Origin of the sequence: Micromonospora sp. NPDC049801 (genome assembly GCF_040656575.1) — a bacterium.
Lineage (GTDB): Bacteria > Actinomycetota > Actinomycetes > Mycobacteriales > Micromonosporaceae > Micromonospora.
On sequence record NZ_JBFAMS010000004.1, the window covers coordinates 293,390 to 317,822 of the forward strand.

The 24,433-nt window shown below is 72.6% G+C and carries 21 protein-coding genes; 11 read left to right on the forward strand and 10 right to left on the reverse strand.

Features of this window, described 5'->3' with window-relative positions; translation table 11 throughout:
* Positions 1 to 19: 19 nt before the first annotated feature.
* Both AB0I89_RS09575 and AB0I89_RS09580 read right to left on the reverse strand, forming a co-directional pair.
* Positions 20 to 1,231: an acyl-CoA dehydrogenase family protein gene (locus tag AB0I89_RS09575; protein WP_357122903.1), complete on the reverse strand. Its 1,212-nt coding sequence runs from the start codon at positions 1,229 to 1,231 to the stop codon at positions 20 to 22.
* Complete coding sequence (locus tag AB0I89_RS09580; protein WP_357122906.1) at positions 1,231 to 2,310, reverse strand: phosphotransferase family protein; 1,080 nt, start codon at positions 2,308 to 2,310, stop codon at positions 1,231 to 1,233. The genes AB0I89_RS09575 and AB0I89_RS09580 overlap by 1 nt, the downstream gene beginning before the upstream one ends.
* Positions 2,311 to 2,511: 201 nt before the next feature.
* On the opposite strand from AB0I89_RS09580, the gene AB0I89_RS09585 reads away from it, so the two are divergent.
* The 5 genes from AB0I89_RS09585 (at position 2,512) to AB0I89_RS09605 (ending at position 12,140) form a co-directional block, all read left to right on the forward strand.
* Complete coding sequence (locus AB0I89_RS09585; RefSeq protein ID WP_357122909.1) at positions 2,512 to 4,236, forward strand: thiamine pyrophosphate-binding protein; 1,725 nt, start codon at positions 2,512 to 2,514, stop codon at positions 4,234 to 4,236.
* Positions 4,237 to 4,378: 142 nt separating this feature from the next.
* Complete coding sequence (locus tag AB0I89_RS09590; protein WP_357122911.1) at positions 4,379 to 5,080, forward strand: amino acid-binding protein; 702 nt, start codon at positions 4,379 to 4,381, stop codon at positions 5,078 to 5,080.
* An 89-nt stretch (positions 5,081 to 5,169) separates the two neighbouring features.
* Positions 5,170 to 6,258, forward strand: coding sequence for a GNAT family N-acetyltransferase (locus tag AB0I89_RS09595; protein ID WP_357122914.1), 1,089 nt, complete (start codon positions 5,170 to 5,172; stop codon positions 6,256 to 6,258).
* A gap of 282 nt (positions 6,259 to 6,540) precedes the next feature.
* A complete protein-coding gene (locus AB0I89_RS09600) occupies positions 6,541 to 9,435 on the forward strand; it encodes a glycoside hydrolase family 9 protein (RefSeq protein WP_357122917.1) in 2,895 nt (964 codons plus the stop codon).
* 206 nt (positions 9,436 to 9,641) lie between these two features.
* The gene (locus AB0I89_RS09605) at positions 9,642 to 12,140 is read left to right on the forward strand and encodes a non-reducing end alpha-L-arabinofuranosidase family hydrolase (RefSeq protein ID WP_357122920.1); all 2,499 of its coding nucleotides are present in this window, start codon (positions 9,642 to 9,644) and stop codon (positions 12,138 to 12,140) included.
* A gap of 62 nt (positions 12,141 to 12,202) precedes the next feature.
* On the opposite strand, the gene AB0I89_RS09610 is transcribed toward AB0I89_RS09605, so the two are convergent.
* From AB0I89_RS09610 to bioB, 3 genes are read right to left on the reverse strand one after another with little or no spacing between them, the layout of a single operon-like run.
* On the reverse strand, positions 12,203 to 12,709 hold the full coding sequence (locus AB0I89_RS09610; protein WP_357122923.1) for a GNAT family protein: 507 nt from the start codon (positions 12,707 to 12,709) through the stop codon (positions 12,203 to 12,205).
* Positions 12,710 to 12,713: 4 nt separating this feature from the next.
* On the reverse strand, positions 12,714 to 12,950 hold the full coding sequence (locus AB0I89_RS09615) for a hypothetical protein (RefSeq protein ID WP_357122926.1): 237 nt from the start codon (positions 12,948 to 12,950) through the stop codon (positions 12,714 to 12,716).
* 5 nt (positions 12,951 to 12,955) lie between these two features.
* Positions 12,956 to 13,951 (reverse strand): biotin synthase BioB, encoded by a 996-nt coding sequence (gene bioB, locus AB0I89_RS09620; protein WP_357122929.1) that lies wholly within the window; start codon positions 13,949 to 13,951, stop codon positions 12,956 to 12,958.
* A 294-nt stretch (positions 13,952 to 14,245) separates the two neighbouring features.
* On the opposite strand from bioB, the gene AB0I89_RS09625 reads away from it, so the two are divergent.
* The 4 genes from AB0I89_RS09625 to AB0I89_RS09640 all read left to right on the forward strand — a co-directional run bounded on the left by AB0I89_RS09625 (position 14,246) and on the right by AB0I89_RS09640 (position 18,463).
* Complete coding sequence (locus AB0I89_RS09625; protein ID WP_357123386.1) at positions 14,246 to 15,382, forward strand: 8-amino-7-oxononanoate synthase; 1,137 nt, start codon at positions 14,246 to 14,248, stop codon at positions 15,380 to 15,382.
* A 76-nt stretch (positions 15,383 to 15,458) separates the two neighbouring features.
* The gene (gene bioD, locus AB0I89_RS09630; protein ID WP_357123389.1) at positions 15,459 to 16,163 is read left to right on the forward strand and encodes a dethiobiotin synthase; all 705 of its coding nucleotides are present in this window, start codon (positions 15,459 to 15,461) and stop codon (positions 16,161 to 16,163) included.
* 54 nt (positions 16,164 to 16,217) lie between these two features.
* Positions 16,218 to 17,786: a histidine kinase gene (locus AB0I89_RS09635; RefSeq protein WP_357122932.1), complete on the forward strand. Its 1,569-nt coding sequence runs from the start codon at positions 16,218 to 16,220 to the stop codon at positions 17,784 to 17,786.
* Positions 17,786 to 18,463 (forward strand): response regulator transcription factor, encoded by a 678-nt coding sequence (locus tag AB0I89_RS09640; RefSeq protein ID WP_357122935.1) that lies wholly within the window; start codon positions 17,786 to 17,788, stop codon positions 18,461 to 18,463. Before AB0I89_RS09635 ends, AB0I89_RS09640 begins: the two co-directional genes overlap by 1 nt.
* A gap of 31 nt (positions 18,464 to 18,494) precedes the next feature.
* Here AB0I89_RS09640 and AB0I89_RS09645 read toward each other — a convergent pair whose 3' ends face one another.
* The 3 genes from AB0I89_RS09645 to AB0I89_RS09655 all read right to left on the reverse strand — a co-directional run bounded on the left by AB0I89_RS09645 (position 18,495) and on the right by AB0I89_RS09655 (position 21,151).
* Complete coding sequence (locus AB0I89_RS09645) at positions 18,495 to 19,283, reverse strand: ABC transporter permease (protein ID WP_357122939.1); 789 nt, start codon at positions 19,281 to 19,283, stop codon at positions 18,495 to 18,497.
* Complete coding sequence (locus tag AB0I89_RS09650; RefSeq protein ID WP_357122942.1) at positions 19,280 to 20,212, reverse strand: ATP-binding cassette domain-containing protein; 933 nt, start codon at positions 20,210 to 20,212, stop codon at positions 19,280 to 19,282. The genes AB0I89_RS09645 and AB0I89_RS09650 overlap by 4 nt, the downstream gene beginning before the upstream one ends.
* Before the next feature lie 84 nt (positions 20,213 to 20,296).
* Positions 20,297 to 21,151, reverse strand: coding sequence for a polysaccharide deacetylase family protein (locus AB0I89_RS09655; RefSeq protein ID WP_357122946.1), 855 nt, complete (start codon positions 21,149 to 21,151; stop codon positions 20,297 to 20,299).
* Positions 21,152 to 21,267: 116 nt separating this feature from the next.
* On the opposite strand from AB0I89_RS09655, the gene AB0I89_RS09660 reads away from it, so the two are divergent.
* Entirely contained in the window at positions 21,268 to 21,561 is a 294-nt protein-coding gene (locus AB0I89_RS09660; RefSeq protein WP_357122949.1) for a hypothetical protein, read from the forward strand.
* Here the strand turns inward: AB0I89_RS09660 and AB0I89_RS09665 are convergent.
* Together AB0I89_RS09665 and AB0I89_RS09670 are read right to left on the reverse strand one after the other, a co-directional pair.
* The gene (locus AB0I89_RS09665; RefSeq protein WP_357123392.1) at positions 21,535 to 22,659 is read right to left on the reverse strand and encodes a cytochrome P450; all 1,125 of its coding nucleotides are present in this window, start codon (positions 22,657 to 22,659) and stop codon (positions 21,535 to 21,537) included. The genes AB0I89_RS09660 and AB0I89_RS09665 overlap by 27 nt on opposite strands.
* Before the next feature lie 66 nt (positions 22,660 to 22,725).
* A complete protein-coding gene (locus AB0I89_RS09670) occupies positions 22,726 to 23,394 on the reverse strand; it encodes a 50S ribosomal protein L11 methyltransferase (protein ID WP_357122952.1) in 669 nt (222 codons plus the stop codon).
* 172 nt (positions 23,395 to 23,566) lie between these two features.
* Between AB0I89_RS09670 and AB0I89_RS09675 the strand changes: the two genes are divergently transcribed.
* Entirely contained in the window at positions 23,567 to 24,424 is an 858-nt protein-coding gene (locus AB0I89_RS09675; RefSeq protein WP_357122955.1) for a hypothetical protein, read from the forward strand.
* Positions 24,425 to 24,433 lie beyond the last annotated feature (9 nt).

Genomic DNA, 24,433 nt, shown 5'->3' on the forward strand with positions numbered 1-24,433 from the left:
AGGGACGGGGTGGGGGGTTTTAGGGGAGCCAGCGGCGGAGTTCGCGTTTGGCCAGGGAGTTGCGGTGGACCTCGTCGGGACCGTCGGCGAGGCGCAGGGTGCGGGTCTGTGCCCAGAGGGCGGCCAGCGGGGTGTCCTGGCTGACGCCCGCGCCGCCGTACCCCTGGATGGCCTTGTCGACCACCCACTCCGCCATCGCCGGTGTGGCGATCTTGATGGCCTGGATCTCGGTGTGCGCGCCCTTGTTGCCGACGGTGTCCATCAGCCAGGCCGTCTTGAGCACGAGCAGGCGGGCCTGTTCGATGCGGACCCGCGATTCGGCGATCCACTCCCGCACGACGCCCTGCTCGGCGAGGGGGCGACCGAACGCGATCCGCTCGTTGGCCCGGCGACACAGCAACTCCAGTGCCCGCTCGGCCATTCCGATCAATCGCATGCAGTGGTGGATGCGCCCCGGGCCGAGTCGCGCCTGGGCGATGGCGAAGCCGGTGCCCTCCGCGCCGATCAGATTGGCCGCCGGCACTCGTACGTCGGTGAAGTCGATCTCGGCGTGCCCGCCGTGCGTACCGTCTGAGTAGCCGAAGACGTGCATGCCCCGGCGGACGGTCACGCCCGGCGTGTCCCGGGGGACGAGCACCATGCTCTGCTGGCGGTGCCGGTCGGCGTCCGGGTCGGTCTTGCCCATCACGATGAGGATCTCGCAGCGCGGGTCCATGGCGCCGGACGACCACCACTTGCGGCCGTTGACGACGTACTCGCCGCCGTCGCGGGTGATCCGGGTGGCGATGTTGGTCGCGTCGGACGAGGCGACCTCCGGCTCGGTCATGCAGAAGGCCGAGCGGATCTCGCCCTCCAGCAGCGGCACGAGCCAGCGCTCGCGCTGGGCGTCCGAGCCGAACTCGGCCAGCAGCTCCATGTTGCCCGTGTCCGGCGCCGCGCAGTTGACCGCCTCGGGCGCCAGGTGCGGGCTGCGCCCGGTCAGCTCGGCGAGCGGCGCGTACTGGAGGTTGGTCAGGCCGGCGCCGTAGCGCGGATCGGGCAGGAACAGGTTCCACAGGCCGCGCTTGCGGGCCTCCGCCTTCAGCTCGGCCAGCACCGGGGTACGCGACCACTCCTCGCCGGTGGCCGCCTGCTCGGCGTGCACCGGCTCGGCCGGGTAGACGTGCTCGGTCAGGAACCGGGTCAGCTCGTCGCGCAGCTCCTCGGTCCGGGCGTCGTACGCGAATTCCATCACCGCTCCCTGGCGGCGGTCAGCCCGTGCGCGACCAGCGGTGCCACCATCTCGCCGATCCGGTCGAAGCCCTCGCCGAGCGTCTGCCCGAGCGTGTGACGGTAGTGGATGCCCTCGCAGATGACGGCGAGCTTGAAGCAGCCCAGCGCCACGTGCCAGTGCAGCGGCCCGACGTCGACGTCGCTGCGCCCGGCGTACCTGTCGATCAGCTCCGCGCCGGTGGGGAAGCCGGCGCGCGGGCCGAGGCCGTCGGCGACGGGATTGCCGGCGGCGGTGTCGCTGTCGCCCAGCACGTCCCAGTACGTCAGCAGCAGCCCCAGGTCGGCGAGGGGATCGCCGAGGGTGGCCATCTCCCAGTCGAGGACGGCGTGTACGGCCACCGGGTCGGCCGAGGCGAGGAGGTTGTCCAGCCGGTAGTCGCCGTGCACGATGCGGCCGGCGTTCGCGCCCTCGGGGGCGGTCGCGGCGAGCAGGTCGCGCAGTTCGTCGATGCCGGGCAGGTCGCGGCTGCGCGAGCGGTCGAGCTGCCCGGCCCAGCGGCGGACCTGCCGGGCCAGGTAGCCCTCGGGGCGGCCGAAGTCGGCGAGCCCGACGGCGGCCGGCTCGACGGTGTGCAACGCGGCGAGGGTGTCCATCATCGCCATGGCGAGGGCCCGGCGTCGTTCGTCGCCCAGCGGGTCGGTCTGGGCGCGGGTGCGGAACACCTCGCCGGGCATCCGTTCCATCAGGTAGAACGGTGCGCCGAGAACCTCGGTGTCGGTGCAGAGCAGCAGCGCGCCGGGGACCGGCACCTCGGTGGGCGCCAGCGCCGAGATGACCCGGAACTCGCGGGCCATGTCGTGCGCGGTGGCCAGCACGTGCCCCAGCGGTGGGCGGCGCAGCACGACCTCCCGCTCGCCGAAGCGCAGCAGGTAGGTGAGGTTGGACTTGCCGCCCGCGATCAGGTGGGCGCGCAGCGGCCCGGCGGTCAGCTCGGGTCGGTGCGTCGCCAGGTAGCTCGCGAGGCGATCGAGGTCGATCCCGGCGGGGGCGGCCGGAACAGCGCCCGGCCGGAGCGCGCTGGCGGCCGGATCACTCATCCGACTAGTTGATGGCAGCCCGTTCACGTTGTCAAGGTCAGGTACGCCTGACGTGCCGTGGTCAGCGCTTCGGCCAGGTGAGGTGGCGTCGCCGGTGGTCGAGCCATTCGACGGGCGATCTCCCCTTCTTGCGACATTTGCCCAGATATCGTCTTGACGGGCGGACCGCGGCAGTGGTCTCCGGAGCGGTGGGGGGCGATCGTGGCGAAGGCGAGCGAGGGTACGACGACGGTGGGCGAGCTGTTGCTCAGCCGGCTCTACGACCTCGGAGTACGCCATGTCTTCGGGCTGCCGGGCGACTACAACATGGACTTCCTCGATCAGATCGAGGCGTTCGACGGGATCGAGTGGGTCGGCAGTTGCAACGAGCTCAACGCCGGCTACAGCGCCGATGGATACGCCCGCCTCGCCGGTGTGGCCGCGATCCTCACGACGTTCGGTCCCGGCGAACTGTCGGCGGTCAACGCCCTCGCCGGGGCCATGGCGGAGTCGGTGCCGATCGTCTCGATCGTCGGCGGTCCGACCGCGGAGATCATGCGGCAGCGCACCTCCATGCACCACTCGCTCGCCGACGGCGACTTCGACCACTGGGTACGGGTGGCACGCGAGGTGACGGTCGCCCAGACCTCGCTGACGCCGCAGAACGCGCTGGACGAGGTCGACCGGGTGCTCACCGAGTGCTGGTCGCAGCAGCGTCCGGTCTACGTCCGGATGCCCGGCGACGTGGTCCACGCCGAGGTCGCCGAGCCGGGGCGACCGTTCACCCGCCCCGAGCCGGTCGTCTCACCCGGGCAACTCGACGCCTTCGCCACCGCCGCCCGGCGGCTGCTCGCCGGCGCCGAGCGGCCCGCCCTGCTGGTGGGAAACCTGCCGATCCGCCTGCACCTCGGCGCTGCCGTCACCGCCCTGGCCGCCGAACGGAACTGGCCGGTCGCCGCGCAGTCGCTGGGACGGGGACTGCTGGACGAGTCCGACCCGCACTACGTGGGCGCCTACAACGGCGGTGACAGCGTCGACGAGGTCCGCGCGGTCGTGGAGGACGCGGACGCGCTCGTCTGTGTGGGCGCCACGTTCTTCGACTGGGACGGCCTGTTCACCGCCGACATCAAGGTCGACCGGGTCATCAGCCTGCACCGCGACGCCGCCGTCGTCGGCGGCACCCGCTTCGCCCCGGTCGCCCTGCCGGCAGCGCTGCGGTGCCTGCACGAGATCGCCCCGAACCGTACGGCGCAGTGGTCACGCGCGCCGTTGCTCGCGGCCGACCCGCCCGCACTCGACCCGTCGAGCAACGAGCCGATCCGGCAGGCACGGCTCTGGCCGGCGATCCAGCGGATGCTGCGCGAGGGGGACATCTTCGTCCCGGAGACCGGCACCCCTTCCTTCGGCGCGGCGACGATGCGCCTGCCCGCCGACGTCACCGTCGTGTGGCCGCCCATCTGGGGCTCGATCGGCTACGCCACCCCGGCCGCCTTCGGAGCCGCGGTGGCGGCACCGGATCGACGGACGGTGCTGGTCACCGGCGACGGATCACTGCAGCTGACCGTGCAGGAGATCAGCCGGATGCTCGCCACGAACCAACGCCCGATCATCATCGTGGTCAACAACGGCGGCTACACCGTCGAGCGGGCGGTCGACGGGCGGCACCAGCCGTACAACGACATCGACAACTGGCGGTACACGGATCTGCCGGCGGTGTTCGGACGGGACCGGGGCTTCACCGCGCACGTCGCCCGTACCGAAGCCGAGCTGGCCGCCATCCTGGCCGGCATCGACGGCCCTCCGGCCCAGTTGACCCTGATCGAGGTGGAGACCGACCCACTGGACCTGCCCACCGGTATGCCCCAGTGGGGTCGGGAGACGTCCGCCGCCGACTACCACGCACAGCTCGCCTCCACGCCGGTCCTGCCCCTGGGCGGGCTACCCTGAGCGTCAGCGTCCGGTTTCGCCCCGTAATCGGCCGCCGGAATTTCCGCTCGGGATATGCCTCTGCAACAGGGACGAAATGGTCACCCGGCAGGCTGTGAGCAGCCCGCCGGCCGTCGCCGGCCCGCCGAGCGGAGGGACAGACATGTTGCTGCGAGTTCGGGTCACCCTGCCGGACCGTCCGGGCACCCTCGGTCAGGTCGCCCGCACGCTGGGTGTCTCCGGCGCGGACATCGTGCAGGTCGTGGTCCTGGAGCGTCTCGGCGGGCGCGCGGTGGACGACTTCACGGTGGTGTGGCCCGGCGCGGCACGGGTCGAGCGTCTGCTGGCCGGTCTCGCGGCGATCCCGGGCGTACGGGTGGACGGTGTGTGGCGGGCGATCGGCGCGCCCACCACCACCGGCCAGGACGCGGAGCTGCTGGCCCAAGTCGCGGCGAACCCGGCTGACGGACTGGCGACCCTGGTGGACGCCGTACCGGGCCTGCTGGCGGCCGACTGGGCCGTGGCGGCCGTGGTCCCGGCGGACTGGGCGTCACGTACGGGGGGTGGCGGAGCCACCGTCGGTCACGCGAGCTGGCGCGCTCCCGTACCGCCGCGGTTGCCGGAGGTGACTCCGCTGCGCGGGCGGTCGATGACCGCGCCCGACGGCACCCACTACGGGATCGCCCCGTTCGGGCGGGCCGGTCTGGTGCTGGTCGTGGCCCGCGAGCACAACGAGACCCTCTGCGCCGCGGGTTTCCACAGCACGGAGGTCGACCGGCTCACCCAACTCGTCCGGGCCAGCGCGGTCATCCTGGGCGACCGACTGGACCTGGTCGGTGCGCCCCCGGTGGTCGCCGGTCCCTGACCAGCGCGAGGAGTTCCCGGGTCGACACCGGCGAGCAACCGGGCGGCAACAGCCGCGGACGAGGCTCTGGGTGGGGAAGGGAGCCAACCATGACGTTGTGGCGGATCCGAGCGACAGTGGACGACCGGCCCGGCTATCTGTCGGTCCTCACGGCGAGCCTCGCGCTACGGGGGGTCAACATCCTCACGGTGCAGGTGCAGCCCACCGAGCATGGCGCGGTGGACGACTTTCTGGTGGACGCGCCGGACACGCTCGACGAGGCCGAGCTGATCGCTGCCGTCGAACGGGGACGCGGGCGGGACTGCTGGGTGGCGCGCAGTGAGGCGCGCGGCCTGGTCGACCAACCGACCCGGGTGCTCGGCCTGGCCAACCGGCTGGTGCGCGACCCGGACGCGACGGGTGAGGCGTTGCGTACGCTGCTCGGCGCCGACTCGGTGAGCTGGCGTCCGGCGGCGACCGGTACGGACCGGGGCAGCACCGGCACGAGCATGGTGCTGGCCGACCCGGCGGGCGGCACGTTCGCGCTGAGCCGGACGGCGCCCGCCTTCACTCCGGCGGAGTACGCCCGGGCACAGGCCCTGGTCGAGCTGGCCGCCACCGTGGCTCGTCGGGCCGCCGAGCAGGTGACCCTGGTGCTGCCGGACGGCGTCGAGGTGGCGGTGCGACCGGCGTGCGCGGACGACCTGGCGGGTGTGGTGGAGCTGCACGAGTCGTGCTCCCCGCGCAGTCGGGAACGGCGCTACCTGAGTGGGGCGGCGCTGCCGCGACCGGCCCGACTGCGTCGACTGTTGGAGCCGGCTCGGGGGCTCACCCTGGTCGCGACGACCACCGACACCGACGGCGCGGTGGTCGCCATGGCGAACCTGCTCGGCGAGGGCGACGAGGCCGAGGTGGCGCTTCTGGTCCGCGACGACTGGCAGCGGCGTGGGCTGGGCTCGGCCCTGCTGCGCCGGCTGGTGTCGCACGCCGACCGGGCCGCCTACGCGGCGTTGGTGTTGCACGTGCGGGCGGACAACGCGCCCATGCTGCGGACGCTGCGTCGACTGGACCGGCCCAGCTCGGTGCAGCGGGACGGCGGTCTGCTCGCGCTGACCGTACCGCTCGGGGTTCCGATGCCGTCCGAAACGACCACAACCGGCCACCAGGGGATGTCCGGGACCGGCCGACGGCCTCGGTAGATCGGGCTGAGCTGGGACGACGTCTCGGACGGACCTGGCGGCCGGGTCGACTTTCCGCGCGGTGGCACGCGTGTCGCCGTAACGTCGGCGAGCGCGATGGCGCTGTGGCGCGGCGTGGGCTTCCCATTCGACGTGGCGCACATTACATTGTCGGATATCCATGGGAGCGCTTCCATGCCCGTGGCCACACCGCCACCCCCGCTGTCGCCGGTGGCCGTGCCGCCCCCACGCCGTCCCGCGTCGGTGCGACCGCCGGCGGCGCCTGGCTAACAGGAGCCCTTCATGCGCCACCTGACCCGGCCGTCCACCGGCCACCCCGGCCGGTCGCCCGTCGACCAACCGTGGCCCCGGCGGCTGCTGGCCGCCGGCGTCGCCCTGCTCACCGGCGCGGCCCTCGCGGTCGCCGCGCCGACGCCCGGACCGGCGTCCGCCGCGCCCGCCTTCAACTACGCCGAGGCGTTGCAGAAGTCGCTGCTGTTCTACGAGGCGCAGCAGTCCGGCCAACTGCCCGACTGGAACCGCGTCTCCTGGCGCGGCGACAGCGCGCTCACCGACGGCGCCGGTACGGGAGTCGATCTGACCGGCGGCTGGTACGACGCCGGCGACCACGTCAAGTTCGGCTTCCCGATGGCGTTCAGCGCCACCATGCTCGCCTGGGGCGCGGTGGAGTACCGCAGCGGCTACAGCGCCTCCGGCCAGTTGCCGCACCTGCTGAACAACCTGCGCTTCGTCAACGACTACTTCATCAAGGCGCACCCGTCGGCGAACGTCCTCTACGGACAGGTCGGCAAGGGCGACGACGACCACAAGTGGTGGGGCCCGGCCGAGGTGCTGCCGATGGCGCGGCCCGCGTACAAGATTGATGCGAGCTGTGGCGGCGCGGACCTGGCGGGGGAGACGGCGGCGGCGATGGCCGCGTCCTCGATGGTGTTCCGGCCCACCGACGCGACCTACGCGGACAAGCTGCTCACCCACGCCCGGCAGCTCTACACGTTCGCCGACACCGTGCGGAAGGCCTACAGCGAGTGCATCACCGACGCGGCCGCGTTCTACAAGTCGTGGAGCGGCTACCAGGACGAGCTGGTGTGGGCCGCCATCTGGCTCTACCGGGCCACCGGCGACGCCAGCTACCTGACCAAGGCCGAGAGTGAGTACGACAAGCTCGGCACCGAGCCGCAGTCCACGACCCGTTCCTACAAGTGGACGATCGCCTGGGACAACAAGCAGTTCGGCGCGTACGTGCTGCTGGCGAACCTGACCGGCAAGCAGAAGTACGTCGACGACGCCAACCGCTGGCTGGACTACTGGACGGTCGGGGTGAACGGGCAGCGGGTGCCGTACTCGCCCGGTGGGATGGCGGTGCTCGACTCCTGGGGCGCACTGCGCTACGCGGCCAACACCTCCTTCGCCGCGCTGGTCTACAGCGACAAGACCACCGACACCACCCGCAAGGCGCGGTACCACGACTTCGCCGTCCGGCAGATCAACTACGCGCTCGGCGACAACCCGCGCAACTCCAGCTACGTCATCGGGTTCGGCGCCAACGCGCCGAAGAACCCGCACCACCGCACCGCGCACGGGTCCTGGTGGGACAGCCAGACCGTGCCCGTCGAGACCCGACACACCCTCTACGGCGCGCTGGTCGGCGGCCCGTCCTCGGCCAACGACGCGTACACCGACAGTCGGTCGGACTACGTGATGAACGAGGTGGCCACCGACTACAACGCCGGCTTCACGTCCGCGCTGGTCCGGCTGACCTCCGAGTACGGCGGCACCCCGCTGGCGAACTTCCCGGTCGCCGAGACGCCGGACATGGACGAGATGACCGTGGAGACCACCGTCATGCAGGCCGAGCCGCGGGCCACCGGGCTCAAGGCGATCGTCTACAACAAGTCGGCGTTCCCGGCCCGCGCGCTGACCAACGGCAAGTTCCGGTACTACTTCCGGCCCGACGGCAGCGGCCCGGTGCAGGTCACCTCCGGCTACACCCAGGGCTGCCCGTCGCCGACCACCGCCAAGCAGTACAGCGGCGACATCTGGTACGTCGAGGTGGACTGCACCGGCTACACCATCGCCCCGGCCGGACAGTCGGCACACCGGATGGAGGTCCAGTTCAAGATCGGTGTGCCGGAGGGGGGCACCTGGGATCCGACCAACGACCCGTCGTACCAGGCCACCGCCGGGCCGAACCGCAAGGTTCCGCTCTACGCCGGCAGCACCCGCGTCTGGGGTGACGAGCCGGGGCCGGTCGTGCCGGACACCACCGCGCCGAGCGTCCCGGGCAAGCCGGTGGCGTCCAATCTCGCGTCCCGCTCGGTGACCCTGACCTGGTCGGCGTCCACCGACAGCGGCGGTAGCGGGCTGGCCGGCTACGACGTCCGCGAGGTCCAGGTCAACAGCGACACGGTCGTCGTCCGGCCGGTCACCGGCACGACGCTGACCATCTCGACGCTGCTGCCGGCGACGTCGTACGAGTTCACCGTCGTGGCCCGCGACGGCGCGGGCAACACCTCGGCGGCCTCGCCGGTGCTCACCGTGACCACGCCGCCGACCGGCTCCACCGACACGACCGTGCCGAGCACGCCCGGCACGCCGGTCGCCTCGGCGGTCACCGCGACCGGCCTCACCCTGGCCTGGACACCGTCGACCGACAACGTGGGCGTCACCGGCTACCGGGTCTACCGCGAGGCCGGCGCGACCGACGCGCTCATCGGGTCGCCGACCGGCAGCACCCTCGCGGTGACCGGGCTGACCGCCTCCACGGCGTACCAGTTCTACGTGGTGGCCGTCGACGCGGCCGGCAACACCTCCGCGGCGTCCGCGCCGGTCTCGGTGACCACGGCGGCGCCGCCGGTCGGCGGCACCTGCTCGGTCGGGTACGCCACGACGGACTGGAACACCGGCTTCACCGCGACGGTGACGATCACCAACACCGGCACCGCCGCGATCAACGGCTGGACCCTGCGGTTCAGCTTCCCGGGCGGGCAGACCGTCAGCCAGGGCTGGTCGGCGACCGTCAGCCAGGCCGGCGCGGCGGTCACCGCGACGAACCTGTCCTACAACGGCACGATCGCGCCGGGCGCGTCGGTGAGCTTCGGCTTCAACGGCACGCACAGCGGCAGCAACCCGAAGCCGACCGCCTTCACCGTGAACAACACCACCTGCGCCGTCGCCTGACTCGTTGACGGGTCGTGGCGTGGCCGGCGCCGAACTCTGGCGACCGGCCACGCCACGCAGGGCCAAAACATTTCCGAAACATTTCCGAAAACTCCATTGCCCGGACCGGTGCGTGGTTAGCATCGACTGAGTTAGATGTCTCAATCGATACATCCGGTCGTCCTCGCCCTCGGCGGCCCGGGTGTTGGCCCTTTAAGGAGGCCGAGATGGCAGTGCGCCCATCCGTTCATCGCGGCGGCACTCGGCGACGGCGATCGCCCGTCTTCCGAGCGCTGCTCGCCGGCGCGTTCAGCGTCGTGACCGTGGCCGCCGTCGCGGTCATGATGCCCTCGGCGAACGCCGCCGCGAGCACGCTCGGCGCGGCCGCCGCGCAGTCGGGCCGGTACTTCGGCACCGCCATCGCGGCGGGCCGGCTCAGCAACTCGCAGTACAGCACGATCGCGGCACAAGAGTTCAACATGATCACGGCCGAGAACGAGATGAAGCCGGAGTCGACGCAGCCCCAGCGGGGCCAGTTCAACTTCAACTCCGGTGACCAGATCTACAACTGGGCGACCCAGCGCGGCCTGAAGGTGCGTGGGCACACCCTGGCCTGGCACGCCCAACAGCCGGGGTGGATGCAGAGCCTGAGCGGCAGCGCCCTGCGTCAGGCGATGATCGACCACATCAACGGCGTGATGGGCCACTACCGGGGCAAGCTCGCCGCGTGGGACGTGGTCAACGAGGCGTTCAACGAGGACGGCAGCCGCCGCAGCTCCAACCTCCAGGGCACCGGCAACGACTGGATCGAGGTGGCGTTCCGCACCGCGCGGGCGGCCGACCCGTCGGTCAAGCTCTGCTACAACGACTACAACATCGAGAACTGGTCGTACGGCAAGACGCAGGGCGTCTACCGCATGATCCAGGACTTCAAGTCCCGCGGCGTGCCGATCGACTGCGTCGGGTTGCAGACCCACTTCACCGGTGGCAGCTCGCTGCCGAGCAACTTCCAGACGACGCTGTCCAGCTTCGCCGCGCTCGGCGTGGACGTGGCGCTGACCGAGGTCGACGTCACCAACGCCTCCACCACCCAGTACGCCGGGCTGACCCAGGCGTGCCTGAACGTGCCGCGCTGCATCGGCATCACCGTCTGGGGCGTACGCGACAGCGACTCCTGGCGCTCCAACGAGAGCCCGCTGCTCTTCGACGGCAACGGCAACAAGAAGGCCGCCTACAACTCCGTCCTCAACGCGCTCAACGCGGCCCCGCCGACCTCCAGCCCGACCGCGAGCCCGACGGTGAGCCCGACCGTGAGTCCGACGGTGAGTCCGACCACGAGCCCGCCGCCGAGCGGTGGCGCCGGCCGGATCGTCGGAGTGCAGTCGGGTCGGTGCATCGACGTGCCCAACTCCACGCAGACCAACGGCACCCGGGTCCAGCTCTACGACTGCCACAGTCAGTCGAACCAGCAGTGGACGTACACCAGTGGCAAGCAGTTGCGGGTCTACGGCAACAAGTGCCTGGACGCGAACGGCGCGGCCACCGCCAACGGCACCGCAATCATCATCTGGGACTGCGGCAGCGGGGCCAACCAGCAGTGGAACATCAACTCCAACGGCACCATCACCGGCGTGCAGTCCGGTCGCTGCCTGGACGTCTGGGGCACCGGCAACGGCCAGCAGGTCCAGCTGTACGACTGCCACGGGCAGACCAACCAGCAGTGGCGGACCGACTTCGGCGGCGGCACCACGCCGGCCCCCACCACGCCGGCCCCCACCACGCCGCCGCCAACCACCACGCCGCCGCCGAACAACGGCTGCGCGCTCCCGTCGACCTACCGGTGGTCGTCGACCGGCGCGCTGACGAGCCCGAAGAACGGCTGGCTCTCGCTCAAGGACTTCACCAACGTGGTCTACAACGGCCAGCACCTGGTCTACGGGTCATACGTCAACAGCAGCGGCCAGTACAGCTCGATGAACTTCGGCACGTTCACCAACTGGTCCGACATGGCCTCGGCCAGCCAGAACGGAATGAGCCAGGGCACCGTGGCGCCCACCCTGCTGTACTTCGCCCCGAAGAACATCTGGGTGCTGGCGTACCAGTGGGGACCGACCTCGTTCAGCTACAAGACGTCGAGCGACCCGACGAACGCCAACGGCTGGTCCTCGGCGCAGACGCTGTCCACGGCCACCCTCTCGGACGCGCCGTACGGTGTGATCGACCAGACCCTCATCGGTGACGACCAGAACATGTACCTGTTCTTCGCCGGGGACAACGGCAAGATCTACCGGTCGAGCATGCCGCTGGGGAACTTCCCGGGCAGCTTCGGCTCGAGCTACACGACGATCATGACCGACTCGTCCAACAACCTGTTCGAGGGCGTCGAGGTCTACAAGGTGGCGGGCCAGAACCAGTACCTGATGCTCGTCGAGGCGATCGGAAGCCAGGGGCAGCGCTACTTCCGGTCGTTCACGTCCACCAGCCTGGGCGGCTCGTGGACCCCGCAGGCCGCCACCGAGAGCAACCCGTTCGCCGGCAAGGCCAACAGCGGCGCCACGTGGACCAACGACATCAGCCACGGTGACCTGGTCCGCACCAACCCCGACCAGACCAAGACCGTCGACGCCTGCAACCTGCAGTTGCTGTACCAGGGCAAGGACCCCAACGCGAGCGGCGACTACAACCGGCTGCCGTGGCGGCCGGGTGTACTGACCCTCCAGCGCTAGGCGTCAGCCAGTTCGAGGAACGCGTGCCCGGCACCCGTGCGGTGCCGGGCACGCCCTTGGGTTCAGTCCGTCAGGTCGTCGGCGAGCAGGTCCATCAGCAGGGCGTCGTGCCAGCGGCCGTCCTCGCCGCGCTCGTACCGCCGCATGATGCCCACCGGGCGGAAGCCCACCTTCGCGTACGCCCGGATCGCGGCGGTGTTCGCCGCCGCCGGGTCGATGGTGAACCGGTGGTGGCCGTACTCGTCGATCAGGTGCCGGGCCAGGGTGCGGATGGCGTCGCCGCCGAGGCCCTCGCCACGGGACGCCGGATCGAGGAACACGTCCAGGCTGGCGTGTCGGTAGTCCGGGTCGGACTCGGCGTACCACTGGATCGCGCCGATCACCCGGCCGTCATGCTCGATGGCGTACAGCGTCAGGTCGTCGTCACCGAGGTCGGCGTGGACCGCGCCGGCCAGGTCGTCACCGCCGCGCCACCACCGGCGTACCTCGGGGTGTGCCCGGATGGCCGCGAGGGCCGGCACGTCCGCGACCGTCGCCGGTCGCAGGGTCACCGCCCGCCCGCGCAGCATCGGCTCAGCCCCGGATCTCGCCGTGCTCGACGCAGACCGCCGACCAGCCGACCGGCAGGACCTGCACCTTCATCCGGCGTCGACAGCGCGAGCAGTAGCGCGGCGGCTCCAACTGCCGGGCCGCCGCGCAACCCGGGTGGGCGTCGTCGGCCGCCGCCTCGCCGCACCTGTCGCACCAGAGCACGGCCGCCGACGCCGGGACGCCGCTGCGGGTCGGCTCGGCGTCGGAGGTCGTCGTCATGGTCGTCACAGCGTGGCGGAGAGGGCCTTGACCGGCATCTTCAGCTCGTCCAGCAGGTCGAGGTCGGCGGTCGCCGGCCGGCCCAACGTGGTCAGGTAGTTGCCGACGATCACCGCGTTGATGCCGCCGAGCAGACCGTCGCGGGTGCCCAGGTCACCGAGGGTGATCTCGCGGCCGCCCGCGTACCGCAGGATGGTGCGCGGCATGGCCAGCCGGAACGCGGCGATGGCCCGCAGCGCGTCCTTGCCCTCGACCACCGGACGGTCGCCGAGCGGGGTGCCGGGGCGCGGGTTGAGGAAGTTCAGCGGCACCTCGTGCGGGTCGAGCTCGGCGAGCTGCGCGGCGAACTCCGCCCGCTGCTCGACGGTCTCGCCCAGGCCGAGGATGCCGCCGCAGCACACCTCCATGCCCGAGTCGCGGACCATCCGCAGCGTCTCCCAGCGCTCCTCCCAGGAGTGGGTGGTGACCACGTTGGGGAAGTACGACTGGCAGGTCTCCAGGTTGTGGTTGTAGCGGTGCACACCCATGTCGACCAGGTCGTCGACCTGCTCCTGGCTGAGCATGCCCAGCGACGCGGCGACCTGGATGTCGACCTCGGCCTTGATGGCGGCGACGCCCTCGCGCATCTGCTTCATCAGCCGCGCGTCCGGTCCGCGCACGGCGGCCACGATGCAGAACTCCGTGGCCCCGGTCTTCGCGGTCTGCTTCGCGGCCTCGACCAGCGACGGGATGTCCAGCCAGACCGAGCGCACCGGCGAGGTGAACAGGCCCGACTGGGAGCAGAAGTGGCAGTCCTCCGGGCAGCCGCCGGTCTTCAGCGAGACGATGCCCTCGACCTCGACCTCGGGGCCGCACCACCGCATCCGCACCTCGTGGGCGAGTTGCAGGGCGGCGGGCAGGTGCTCGTCGGGCAGGGTGAGCACGGCGAGGACGCCGGCCTGGTCGAGGCCGACGCCGTCACCCAGGACCTGGGTGCGGGCCTGGTCGAGGATCTCTGGCATGGCTCGTACCCTACAAGGCCCCGGTCCGGCCGGGTACGACCTGCCGCCGGGGTCGACGCGAACCGGCGGGGCCGGGCCCGATCGCCGGCCGTGCGGGTCGGGCGACGCACCGCGCCTGCGGCAACCATCCGTGACGACGTTACGACGGTCCGTGGTGGCCGGTCTCGCTGCGGCTACGTTCGCCGCCGCCGTGCCTCGCGTACCGAATGGATTCGTCTGCTCGATGGTCGCGGGTGGTAATTTCGCCCGGCGGACGTCGGCGTGACCGGCGCGGACGGCGGTGAAGGGGTGACGGTGGCGGACTGGCTGGCGGCGCTCGATCGTCGCGCGCAGTTGAGGGCGAAGGCCGGATTGACCCGGCGGCTGCACCCGCGTCCCGCCGACGACCGGATGACCGACCTCGCCGGCAACGACTACCTCGGCCTGGCCACCCACCCGGAGGTCACGGCCGCGGCCACGGCGGCACTGTCCGCGTACGGGCTGGGCGCGACCGGTTCGCGTCTGGTGCGCGGCTCGACCGACGCGCACCACGCCCTGGAGGACGACCTGGCGCGGTGGCTGGGCACCGACCGGGCTCTCGTCTTCTCCTCCGGCTACCTGGCGAACCTGGGCGCGTTGCGGGCTCTCGTGCAGCCCCGGACCCTGCTCGTCTCCGACGCGCACAACCACGCGTCGCTCATCGACGGCTGCCGGATCTCGGGCGCCGAGACGGTGGTCAGCGCGCACGCCGACGTGACGGCGGTGGCCGCAGCGCTGGCCGTGGCGCCGGGACGCCCGGCGGTGGTGGTCACCGAGTCGGTCTTCTCGGTCGACGGCGACCTCGCACCGCTGGCCGAGTTGCACGCGGTGGCCCGCCGCTACGGCGCGCTACTGCTGGTCGACGACGCGCACGCGCTCGGCGTCACCGGTCCGTCCGGAGCGGGCGCGGTGGCCGCCGCCGGTCTGGCCGGTCAGCCGGACGTGGTGGTCACCGCCACCCTGTCCAAGGCGCTCGGCGGGGCGGGCGGGGTGGTCGCCGGTCCGGCCGAGTTCGTCCGGCACCTGGTCGAGACCGGCCGTACGTTCATCTTCGACACCGCGCTGCCGCCGGCCGTGGCGGCCGGGGTGCACGCCGCGCTGGGGCTGGCCCGAGCCGGTGACGACCTGCGCGCCGAGATCGCCGACCGGGTGACGCTGGCGGTCGGTCGACTGCGCGCGGCCGGGCTGACCGTCTCCGCGCCGGACGCGGCGGTGATCTCGGTGACGGCGCCCGGTCCGGAGGCCGCGACGGCCTGGGCGGCCGACTGCCGGGACCGGGGCGTCGCGGTGGGGTGCTTCCGGCCCCCGTCGACCCCGGACACCCGCTCCCGGCTGCGCCTCACCATCAGCGCGGGGGTGCCGCGGGCGGACTTCGAGCGGGCGCTGGACGTCATCGTGGACGGTGCCCCATGAGCGCGAGGAGTGAGCCGGTTTTGCGAGCCCCGCAGTCGCGTACAGAGCTGGTGCCGTGAGCGCGTGGGAGGGGCCGGTGCTGGTCACCGGCACCGACACCGAGGTGGGCAAGACGGTCGTCACGGCGGCGATCGCGGCGGCGGCGCAGGCCGCCGGCCTGCGGGTGGCGGTGGTCAAACCGGGCCAGACCGGCACGGCCAGTGGTGAGCCGGGTGACGTGGACGCGGTCAACCGGTTGGCGGCCCCGCTGACCGGTCGTACCCTGGCGAGCTTTCCGGACCCGCTCGCGCCGCTGGCCGCGGCCCGGGTCGCGGACCTGCCCCCGTTGGAGCTGTACACGGCGGTGGACGCCGTCCGCGCGGAGGCGGACAAGCACGACCTGGTCCTCGTCGAGGGGGCCGGCGGTCTGCTGGTGCCGATGGGGCTGCGCCCGTCCGGTGAGCCGTGGACGATGGCCGACCTGGCGGTGTCCCTCGGCGCGCCCGCGGTCGTGGTCGCCCGCGCCGGGCTGGGCACGCTCAACCACACGGCGTTGACCCTGGAGGCGCTGGACCGTCGGGCGGTACCGGCCGGAGTGGTGATCGGGGCCTGGCCGGCGTCGCCGGAGCTGGTGCACTGGACGAACCTGACCGACCTGGTGCCGAACCTGCTGGGCGCGGTGCCGGCCGGGGCGGGCGCGATCGATCCGGGGGTGTTCCGGCGGTCGGCGCCGGGGTGGCTCACTCCGGCGCTGCACGGGGTGCTCGACGACTGGCGCGTCTGGGCCGAGGAGAGCAGCTGAACACCTGACTTTCGTCGGTGTCCGGGCAGGTCGTGCGTGGGTAGCGTGGCCGCCGTGAGGATCCTGGAGCCGTCGGTGCGCGGGGCGCCCCGGTGGCGGCGTCCACTGCGGGACGTGTCGCTCTGGGCGCTGGTGGCCGCGCCGATCGCGGCCGCGCGGGTGACTCCGCCGTACCCGCGTTTCGGGGTGGCGCTGTTGTTCGGCTCGCTGGCGCTGCTCGCGGTCGCCGTCGCGTCGGCGCGACGGTGGCCGCTGGTGGGGTTGCTCCTGGTGGTGCTCGGTTCGCTGGTGGACGGCAACTTCGTCTTCGCCATCCCGGTGTTCAGCTATCTGAGCGGCCGGCGCAGCGCGACGGCGACGCCGGCGGCCGTGCTCTTCGGCGTGATCGCCGTCGGCGGCACGGTGCTGAACCTCGGGTTGCTCGGCACCGGGGCGGCGACCTGGTTCCTGTTGGCGTCGGTGCTGCTGTTCGGCGGGGTGTTCCCGTGGCTGGTGGGTCGGTACCGCCGGCAGCAGCAGGCGCTGACCGACGCCGGCCGCCGGCACGTCGAGGCGGTGGCGCGCGAGCGGCGTGGCGTCGCGGAGCGGATCCGGCTCCGCGAGCGGGCGCGGATCGCCGAGGAGATGCACGATTCGCTGGGTCACGATCTCAGTCTCATCGCGGTGCGGGCCGCCGCGTTGGAGCTGGCCGACGACCTCGCTCCGGCGCACCGGGCGGCGGTCGGGGAGCTGCGGGCCAGCGTGGCGGCGGCGACCGAACGCCTGCACGACATCATCGGGGTGCTGCGGGAGGAGGGCGGCCCGGCCGCTGTCCGGCCGGTGGGGGAGACCGTCGTCGACCTCGTCACCGGGGCTCGTGAGGCCGGGATGGCGGTACGACTGGACGCGCCGCCGGACACCCTGCGCCTGCCCGGCATGACCGGGGCCGCCGCCCACCAGGTGGTGCGGGAGGCGCTCACCAACGCGGCCCGGTACGCCCCGGGCGCCCCGGTGACAGTGCGCCTGGCGTCCGACCTGGACGGGGTCGAGGTGCGGGTGCGCAACGCCCCGCCGCCGGCCGGTCCGCTGCCCCGACCGGCCTCCTCGGGTAGTGGTCTGGTCGCGCTCGCCGAGCGGGTACGCCTGGCCGGCGGCGTCCTGGACGCCGGCCCGGCCCCGGACGGCGGATTCGCGGTGCGGGCCCGGCTGCCGCTCGCCGCCGAACCGGGGCTGTCAGCGGTGGCCCCCGCCAGCGGGACGTTCGAGGACGTCCCCGCGTCCGGGGGCGTTTCGGAACGGCCGCTCGACGCCGAACGCCGGCTGCGCGAGGCTCGTCGCCGGGCTCGACGGAGCCTGCTGACTGCGCTCGCGGCTCCGGTCGGCTTCGGGCTGGCCCTGTCGCTGGTCTACTACCCGTTCGCCACGGCCGGCACGGTGCTCGACGAGTCGACGTACGACCAGATGCGGCCCGGCACGGCACGGGCCGACCTACCCGGGCTGCCCCGCCGGCAGCTCGCCCCGCCACTCGGTGTCGCGGCGCCGGGCTGCGAGTACTACACCGACGGCAACTTCCCCCTCGCCGAGGCGACGTGGCGGCTCTGCTTCACCGACGACCGACTGGTCAGCAAGGAGCGCATCGCGTAGTGGACACCGACACGGCACCGGCCGCGCCCGTCCGGGTGGTCCTGGCCGACGACGAGGCGATGATCCGGGCCGGGGTCCGGGCCATCCTCGCGGCCGACCCGGGTATCGAGGTCGTCGCCGAGGCCGCCGACGGCCGGGCGGCGGTGGAGCTGGTCCGCGCGCACCGGCCACGGGTGGCGTTGCTGGACATCCGGATGCCCCGCCTGGACGGCCTGGCCGCGGCGGCCGAGATCCACCGGTTGGCGCCGGCCACGGCGACGGTGATGCTGACCACCTTCGGTGAGGACGACCACGTGGCTCGGGCGCTCGGGCACGGCGCGAGCGGGTTCCTGCTCAAGGCCGGCGATCCACGGGAGTTGATCGCCGGGGTGCACGCGGTCGCCGACGGCGGGGCGTACCTGTCGCCGCGGGTGGCACGTCGGGTGATCGAGCTGGGCGCCGGGCGGTTGGCGCGCCGGCCCGCCGCGCGGGACCGGACGGCCGGGCTGACCGAACGGGAACGCGAGGTACTGGCGCTGGTCGGCGCGGGGCTGTCCAACGCGGAGATCGCTCGCCGGCTGCACCTGGTGGAGGGCACCGTGAAGAGCTATCTGACGAGCATCTTCACCCGGTTGGAGGTGCGCAACCGGGTGCAGGCGGCGATCCTCGCGTACGAGGCGGGGCTGGTCGAGCGGTGAGCGGGGGCCGGGAGAGCCCCCGCTCACCGCCTCAGGCGTCGCGACGGCGGAGCATGGCCCGACCGAGCAGCAGTGCGGCACCCGCCCACCCGGCGAGCAGCAGCAACCCGATCACACCGGGGTACGGATCGGTGTCCCCGGCGAGGAAGTGCCCGCCGGCCACGCCGGGAAACACGTCGGCGATCCGGTTCAGGACGGTGATGTCCGGCTCCTGGAGCGACAGCGGCACGATCGTCAGGGTGGCGAAGAGCACGATGATCGTGAGCACCGCGCTGCGGAGTGCCGCGCCGAGGCCGAGCGCGAGGACGCCGACCAGGGCCAGGTAGGTGGCGACCGCCACGATGTCGCCGATCGTGTCGGCGGTGGGCGCGCTGCCCCAGTCGCCCAGCACCGGGCGGGCGACGAGGGCGCCGACACCGCCGAGCAGCAGCCCGAGGGCGAAGGTGACGGCGCCCGTCACGACGGCCTTGGCCAGCAGCACCCGACCGCGTGCCGGGGTGCACTGGAGGGCCGTCCGGATGGTGCCGCTGGTGAACTCGGTGGTGATGGCGAGCAGACCCACCGCCAGTACGGCGTACTGGGTCAGCTCGATCGCGTCGATCAACACGGTGCCGACGGTGACGATGCCGGCGTCGTCGGCGGGGTCGTCGTTGGTGTTGGAGTTGGCCGCGTAGATGGCCAGCTGTCCGGCGCTCGCGGCCATCACGAGCAGCCCGGCCACCATCGTCCACCAGGTGCTGCGTACCGAGAACAGCTTGGTCCACTCGGCGGCCAGCGCGCCGGGGAAGGGACGGGTAGGCGTGGCGGTCCGCGTGCTCATCGGGCGTCACCTCCGGTCGGCCCGCCGGCGTACTCGACACTCTCGGCGGTCAGCTCCATGAACGCCTGCTCCAGCGACGCGCCGTGCGGGCTCAGCTCGTGCAACCGCACCCCCAGCTCGTACGCCAGGTCGCCGATCCGGTCCACGGTGCTGCCGGTGACGCTCAGCTCGTCCGGTCCGGCCCGCTCGACGGTGCCGCCGGTCGCGGCGAGACGGGCGGCGAGGGTGGCGAGCCCTTCGCGGTGCGGGCTGCGGACCCGTACGACGACCGCGCTGCTCGCGATCACGTCGCCGACCGGGGCGTCGGCGAGCAGCCGTCCCCGGCCGATCACGACGAGTTGGTCGGCGGTGAGCTGCATCTCGCTCATCAGGTGACTGGAGACGAAGACCGTCCGGCCCTCGTCGGCGAGCGAGCGCGTGAGCTGACGTACCCAGCGCACCCCGTCCGGGTCGAGACCGTTCACCGGCTCGTCGAACATCAGCACGGGCGGATCGCCGAGCAGCGCTCCGGCGATGCCGAGCCGCTGTCCCATGCCGAGGGAGAGGGCGCGACCCGGCTTGCCGGCGGCACGCCCGTCCAGCCCCACGGTGTCGAGCACCTCGTCGACGCGGCGGGCGGGGATGCCGTTGCTGCGGGCCATGGCCAGCAGGTGCGCCCGTCCGGACCGGGTCGGGTGGATGGCTCGGGCGTCGAGCAGGGCCCCCACCTCGTGCAACGGCCGTCGCAGTTCCCGGTACGACCGCCCGGCGACGAGCGCCTGCCCGGCGGTGGGCCGGTCCAGGCCGAGGATCATCCGCATGGTGGTGGACTTGCCGGCGCCGTTGGGGCCGAGAAAGCCGGTGACCCGGCCGGGCGCGACGTCGACGGTCAGGGCGTCGACCGCGACGGCCGACCCGAACCGTTTCGTCAACCCACGTAATGTGATCATGAGTTGACGCTAGGCGTCGGCCGCCCCGGCTCGCCGCGCCCGAACGGCACCCACCAGCACTGACTTTCGTCAGGTCGCCCCGGGTCAGCGGAGGTAGTCCTCCAGCAGCGCCGGGGTGAGTCCGGCCCGGTGGATGGCCTTCAACGCCGCCAGGAGGTCGTCCATCAGCGCCGGCCGGAAGTGCATCAGCAGCACGTCGCCGGGCTGGACCACCTTCTCCGCGGTCTGGTAGCGCACCTTGCCCTCGTGGACCGTCTCGGACCAGTGCAGGACCGCCTTCGCGCCGCAGTCCCGCGCGGCCCGGAGCGTGGTGCTGTCGTACTCGCCGAACGGTGGGCGGAACAGGGTCGCCCGCTGGCCGAACAGCGTCTCAAGTTTGTCCGCCGCTCCGCAGATCTCCTGCCTCTGGTAGTCGTACGACCGGCCGGCCAGCGAGTTGTGCCGGATGGTGTGGTTCTCGACGACCCCACCGGCGACCTGGATCTGGCGGAAGTAGACGTCGTGCTCCTGGGCCGCCGGTGAGTTCAGGAACATGGTGACCGGGATGTGCGCGCGGGCGATGAAGTCGGGCACCGCCGGCGGGCGGGCCAACCCGCCGTCGTCGATGGTGATGAAGGCGACCTTCTGGTCGGTCGGCAGACGGTGCCAGAACGGGATCGCACCGGTCACCGGCAGCGGCACCGGTTCCGGAGGTGGCGCTGCGGGGAAGGTCGGCGCCTGCGACACGTACCAGTCCAGGGTCCCGCGTGCCGGCGGGGCGGTCGGCGACGGCGAGGCCGACGGGGACGGCGTGGTGGACAGGATCGGTACGGCCGACGGGCTCGGCTGGGCCGCGATCTGCCGGGCGTGGAACGCGGGTCCGGCTGCGCAGGCACTCAGCGCCAGCAGGGCCAGAAGCGTTACCACTGCGGAGATGCGGCGCGGGTGGGCTGATGACACGCCCGGAAACATAGCGGGTCACGGTCGGGTTCCGCGTCCCGTGGCGATCTTCCCGGACGGTCTTGCCCGGCCGGCCTAGCCTCGGATCGAGTCGATTCGACCTGCGGAGGCGGCCCATGGCGCGGTGGATCCTGCAAGTGCTCGCCGTCGTCGGCTTCGGCGCGCTGCTGGGGTTCATCGGGCTGACGATGACCTGCAACCTGTTCGGGTTTGTCGACGCCGAGGCCCGCCGGTTGTCGAGGAACCTGTGGAATCGCCAGTGGGGGATTCCCGACCGTGATCCGGCTGAGTTACGGCACGGCGTCGGCTTCGCCGCCGTGCGGTTCCTCGTCGGCGGCGCCCTCCTGCTCCTCGGCGCCGCCGCGGTTATCGGGGGCATCGTGCTACTGGTCAGCGGGCCGCTCGACTGACCGCACCACGAAGGCGTCCGGCATCCGGAAGGTGAGATTGTCCGGGCACCACGGCGGACGGATCACCGTCACCCCGTCCAGCAGTGGCGCGGCCTCGGCCACCACGACGGCCGCCTCCATGCGGGCCAGAACGTCGCCGACGCACCGGTGCGCCCCCGCCCCGAACGCCAGGTGCCGCCGCGATCCGCGCTGCCCGGGAACGAAATCGTCCGGCGCGTCGACGACCGCCGGGTCGCGACCGGCGCGGGCCAGCCACAGCACGATGCTGGTGCCCGCCGGCACGGCCGTGTCGCCGAGAACGCCGTCCGCCGCAGCCACGCGCCGCCAGGTGATGATGGGCGGTTCGAGGCGCAGGCCCTCCTCGACGACGTCGGCCACCGCGACGTCACCGGCGCGCAGCGCGGCGCGTACCGCCGGTTCGCCGGCCAGCCGGTGCAGCAGCAGGGTGAGGAACTGCGAGGTGGTCTCCTGTCCGGCGACCAGCAGGAAGAAGAGCGCGCCGACCACCACGTCGGGCGGATGCCCGGCGGCGCGCAGCTCGGCGGCCAGGCCGCCGCCGGTGGCCGCGAACTCCCGCAGTACGTGGTGGAAGCGGCCCACCTCGGCGGCGAGCGCCACCTGCCGGTCGTCGTCCAGCGGCGCCCAGAACAGCTCCAGCGCCGCCCGCGCGAACTCCTTGACCGCGCCGACCGGCGCGTCCGGCAGGTCGACCAGCCGGGCCAGCACCAGCAGGGGCAGGTCGGCCGCGAGGTCCGCGTACAGGTCGACCGGCGCGCCGGCGTCGAGGGTGGCCCGTAGCCGGGCCACCCGCTCCCGGACCAGGGCCGTGAGCCAGGCGCGCTGCGCGGCGACCTTCGCGGGGTGCAGCGCGTCCGCCACGATGCCCCGGATCTGCGGATGGCTGGCTCCCGAGTTGTTCGCCAGGGTCGGCGGCAGCCGGAACCGGTGCCCGGCGAGCACCCGCAGCGCGGTCACCGGCATCGGGGTCACCGCATCCAGGGCGTTGTCCGGCCGGTAGCGCTCCGGGTCGGCGAGGACCTGGCGGACCAGCGCGTGGCGGGTGACGACGAGGTGGCGTACGCCGACGTGGTCGGTCACCTCGGCGACGTCCGGCCAGGGTGCCTCGACCGCGGACGCCGAGCCGGAGAAGAGCACGCCGACACGCTAGCCGGCGGCTCCGGGCAGGCCCGGGCGCAACCGCCAGACGGTGGTGCGCTTCACCCGTACGCTCTCCAGGGCCTCCGGCACCGGCACGTCGTAGCTGGCCAGCTCGTCGAAGCGGTCCCGGGGCAGGAACGCCCGGCCGGGGTCACCGACCAGGGCCGGCGCCCCGGCCCGGGTGGCGCGCAGCAGGAACCGCAGCACCCGGCGGGCCATCGCGTCGCTGTAGAAGACGTCCCCGGCCAGCACCACCTCGGCGTCGCCCGCGTCGCCGTCGAGGATGTCGGCGAACTCGGCGTCGACGCGTACCCCGTTGGCTTCGGCATTGAGCGCGACGGCCGCGACCGCCAGTTCGTCGACCTCGACGGCGCGCACGGACGCCGCGCCGGCCTGGGCGGCGGCGATGGCCACCAGGCCGGAGCCGGAGGCGAGGTCGAGCACCCGCCGGCCGGCGACCAGCTCCGGATGGTCGGTGACGTAGCGGGCCAGCGCCTGCCCGCCGGCCCACGCGAAGGCCCAGAACGGCGGCGGCCGGTCGGTGGAGAACTGGCCCTCGGTCAACTCCCAGAGCCCGATCGGCTCATCCGCCTGATGCAGACGCACCTCGGGGACGAAGGGGACCGGGGTCAGCCGGGCGTGCAGCCGGACGAACGTGCTGGAGAGCTCGGACACCCGCCCGATTGTTCCAGCGACCCGACGCCCGGCGTGTCGCGGGGCAGTGGTGACGGGTTCACCACTGTCGGTGAAATGACCCCTCATCCTTGTCGTCCGGTGCGAAGACACCCCTCTGTGTGATCCGCCCGTTTCCTCCTAGCGTTTCCCTACAGGGACGAGAAGGAACGAGGTGGTGGTGATCGTGTGGCGGTACGCGCTGCGGCTCGGGGCGTTGGTTGCCGGCAGCGCCGGGGTGGTGCTCACCCTGGCGGCGCCGGCGCAGGCGGCGTTCGCCACCGAGATGGGCGGCCTGCCGGCCCGGTTCACCGCCGGCGACCAGGTGCGCACGATCTCCGCGGTGGTCTCGCAGACGGACCGGCGCGGCGGCTGCGCGAAGGTGCGCTGGTCGATGGTGCTCCGGGTGCAGGGCATCCGGCTCGACCAGGTGAAGATGGACCGGGTGGAGGAGAACGGCGACTTCCCGGTGGAGATCCGGACCGAGGGTGACGTGGCCCGGTTGACCGACCGGCAACTCGACCCGGGCACCCTCTGCCCGGGACGCACGGTGACCGCCCGCTACCGGGTGGCCTTCGCCGAGGACGTCACGCAGGGGCGGGTCACCCTCGCCGCCGAGGCGTACGACGCCAACCTGCGCCTGCTGGCCCGCCAGACCGCCACCCGATCGGTGGTGGGAGCGAGCGGCGCCGGCGCCCGTACGCCGACGCCGAGCCCGACCCCCGCGCGGCCGAGCGACCCACCGAGCGAACCGGCGCAGGAGGAGAGCACCCAGGCCGAGGAACCGGTCGCGGAGCAACCGGTCGACGCGGCGCCACCGTCGGCCGGCCGGCCGGTCGCGCAGACCGGCGGGTTCGGTGTGGTGCAGGCGGCGTTCCTGCTCGGCGGGTTGCTGCTCTCGCTCGGGGTGGGCCTGCTGCTGCGACTGCGCCACCTGACCCGCGCCGCGAACAAGGAGACCGAGGACCCGCCGCTGGACCGGCTCTGGGAGCGGCCCGCGCCGACCGGGCGCTGGCACCCGGCACGCCGCTGATCGGGGGTT

Coding starts and splice junctions, on each gene's coding strand:
- AB0I89_RS09575 (WP_357122903.1), bottom strand. CDS start 1,231: ATGGAATTCGCGTACGACGCCCGGACCGAGGAGCTGCGCGACGAGCTG.
- AB0I89_RS09580 (WP_357122906.1), bottom strand. CDS start 2,310: ATGAGTGATCCGGCCGCCAGCGCGCTCCGGCCGGGCGCTGTTCCGGCC.
- AB0I89_RS09590 (WP_357122911.1), top strand. CDS start 4,379: ATGTTGCTGCGAGTTCGGGTCACCCTGCCGGACCGTCCGGGCACCCTC.
- AB0I89_RS09595 (WP_357122914.1), top strand. CDS start 5,170: ATGACGTTGTGGCGGATCCGAGCGACAGTGGACGACCGGCCCGGCTAT.
- AB0I89_RS09600 (WP_357122917.1), top strand. CDS start 6,541: ATGCGCCACCTGACCCGGCCGTCCACCGGCCACCCCGGCCGGTCGCCC.
- AB0I89_RS09605 (WP_357122920.1), top strand. CDS start 9,642: ATGGCAGTGCGCCCATCCGTTCATCGCGGCGGCACTCGGCGACGGCGA.
- AB0I89_RS09610 (WP_357122923.1), bottom strand. CDS start 12,709: ATGCTGCGCGGGCGGGCGGTGACCCTGCGACCGGCGACGGTCGCGGAC.
- AB0I89_RS09615 (WP_357122926.1), bottom strand. CDS start 12,950: ATGACGACGACCTCCGACGCCGAGCCGACCCGCAGCGGCGTCCCGGCG.
- bioB (WP_357122929.1), bottom strand. CDS start 13,951: ATGCCAGAGATCCTCGACCAGGCCCGCACCCAGGTCCTGGGTGACGGC.
- AB0I89_RS09645 (WP_357122939.1), bottom strand. CDS start 19,283: ATGAGCACGCGGACCGCCACGCCTACCCGTCCCTTCCCCGGCGCGCTG.
- AB0I89_RS09650 (WP_357122942.1), bottom strand. CDS start 20,212: ATGATCACATTACGTGGGTTGACGAAACGGTTCGGGTCGGCCGTCGCG.
- AB0I89_RS09660 (WP_357122949.1), top strand. CDS start 21,268: ATGGCGCGGTGGATCCTGCAAGTGCTCGCCGTCGTCGGCTTCGGCGCG.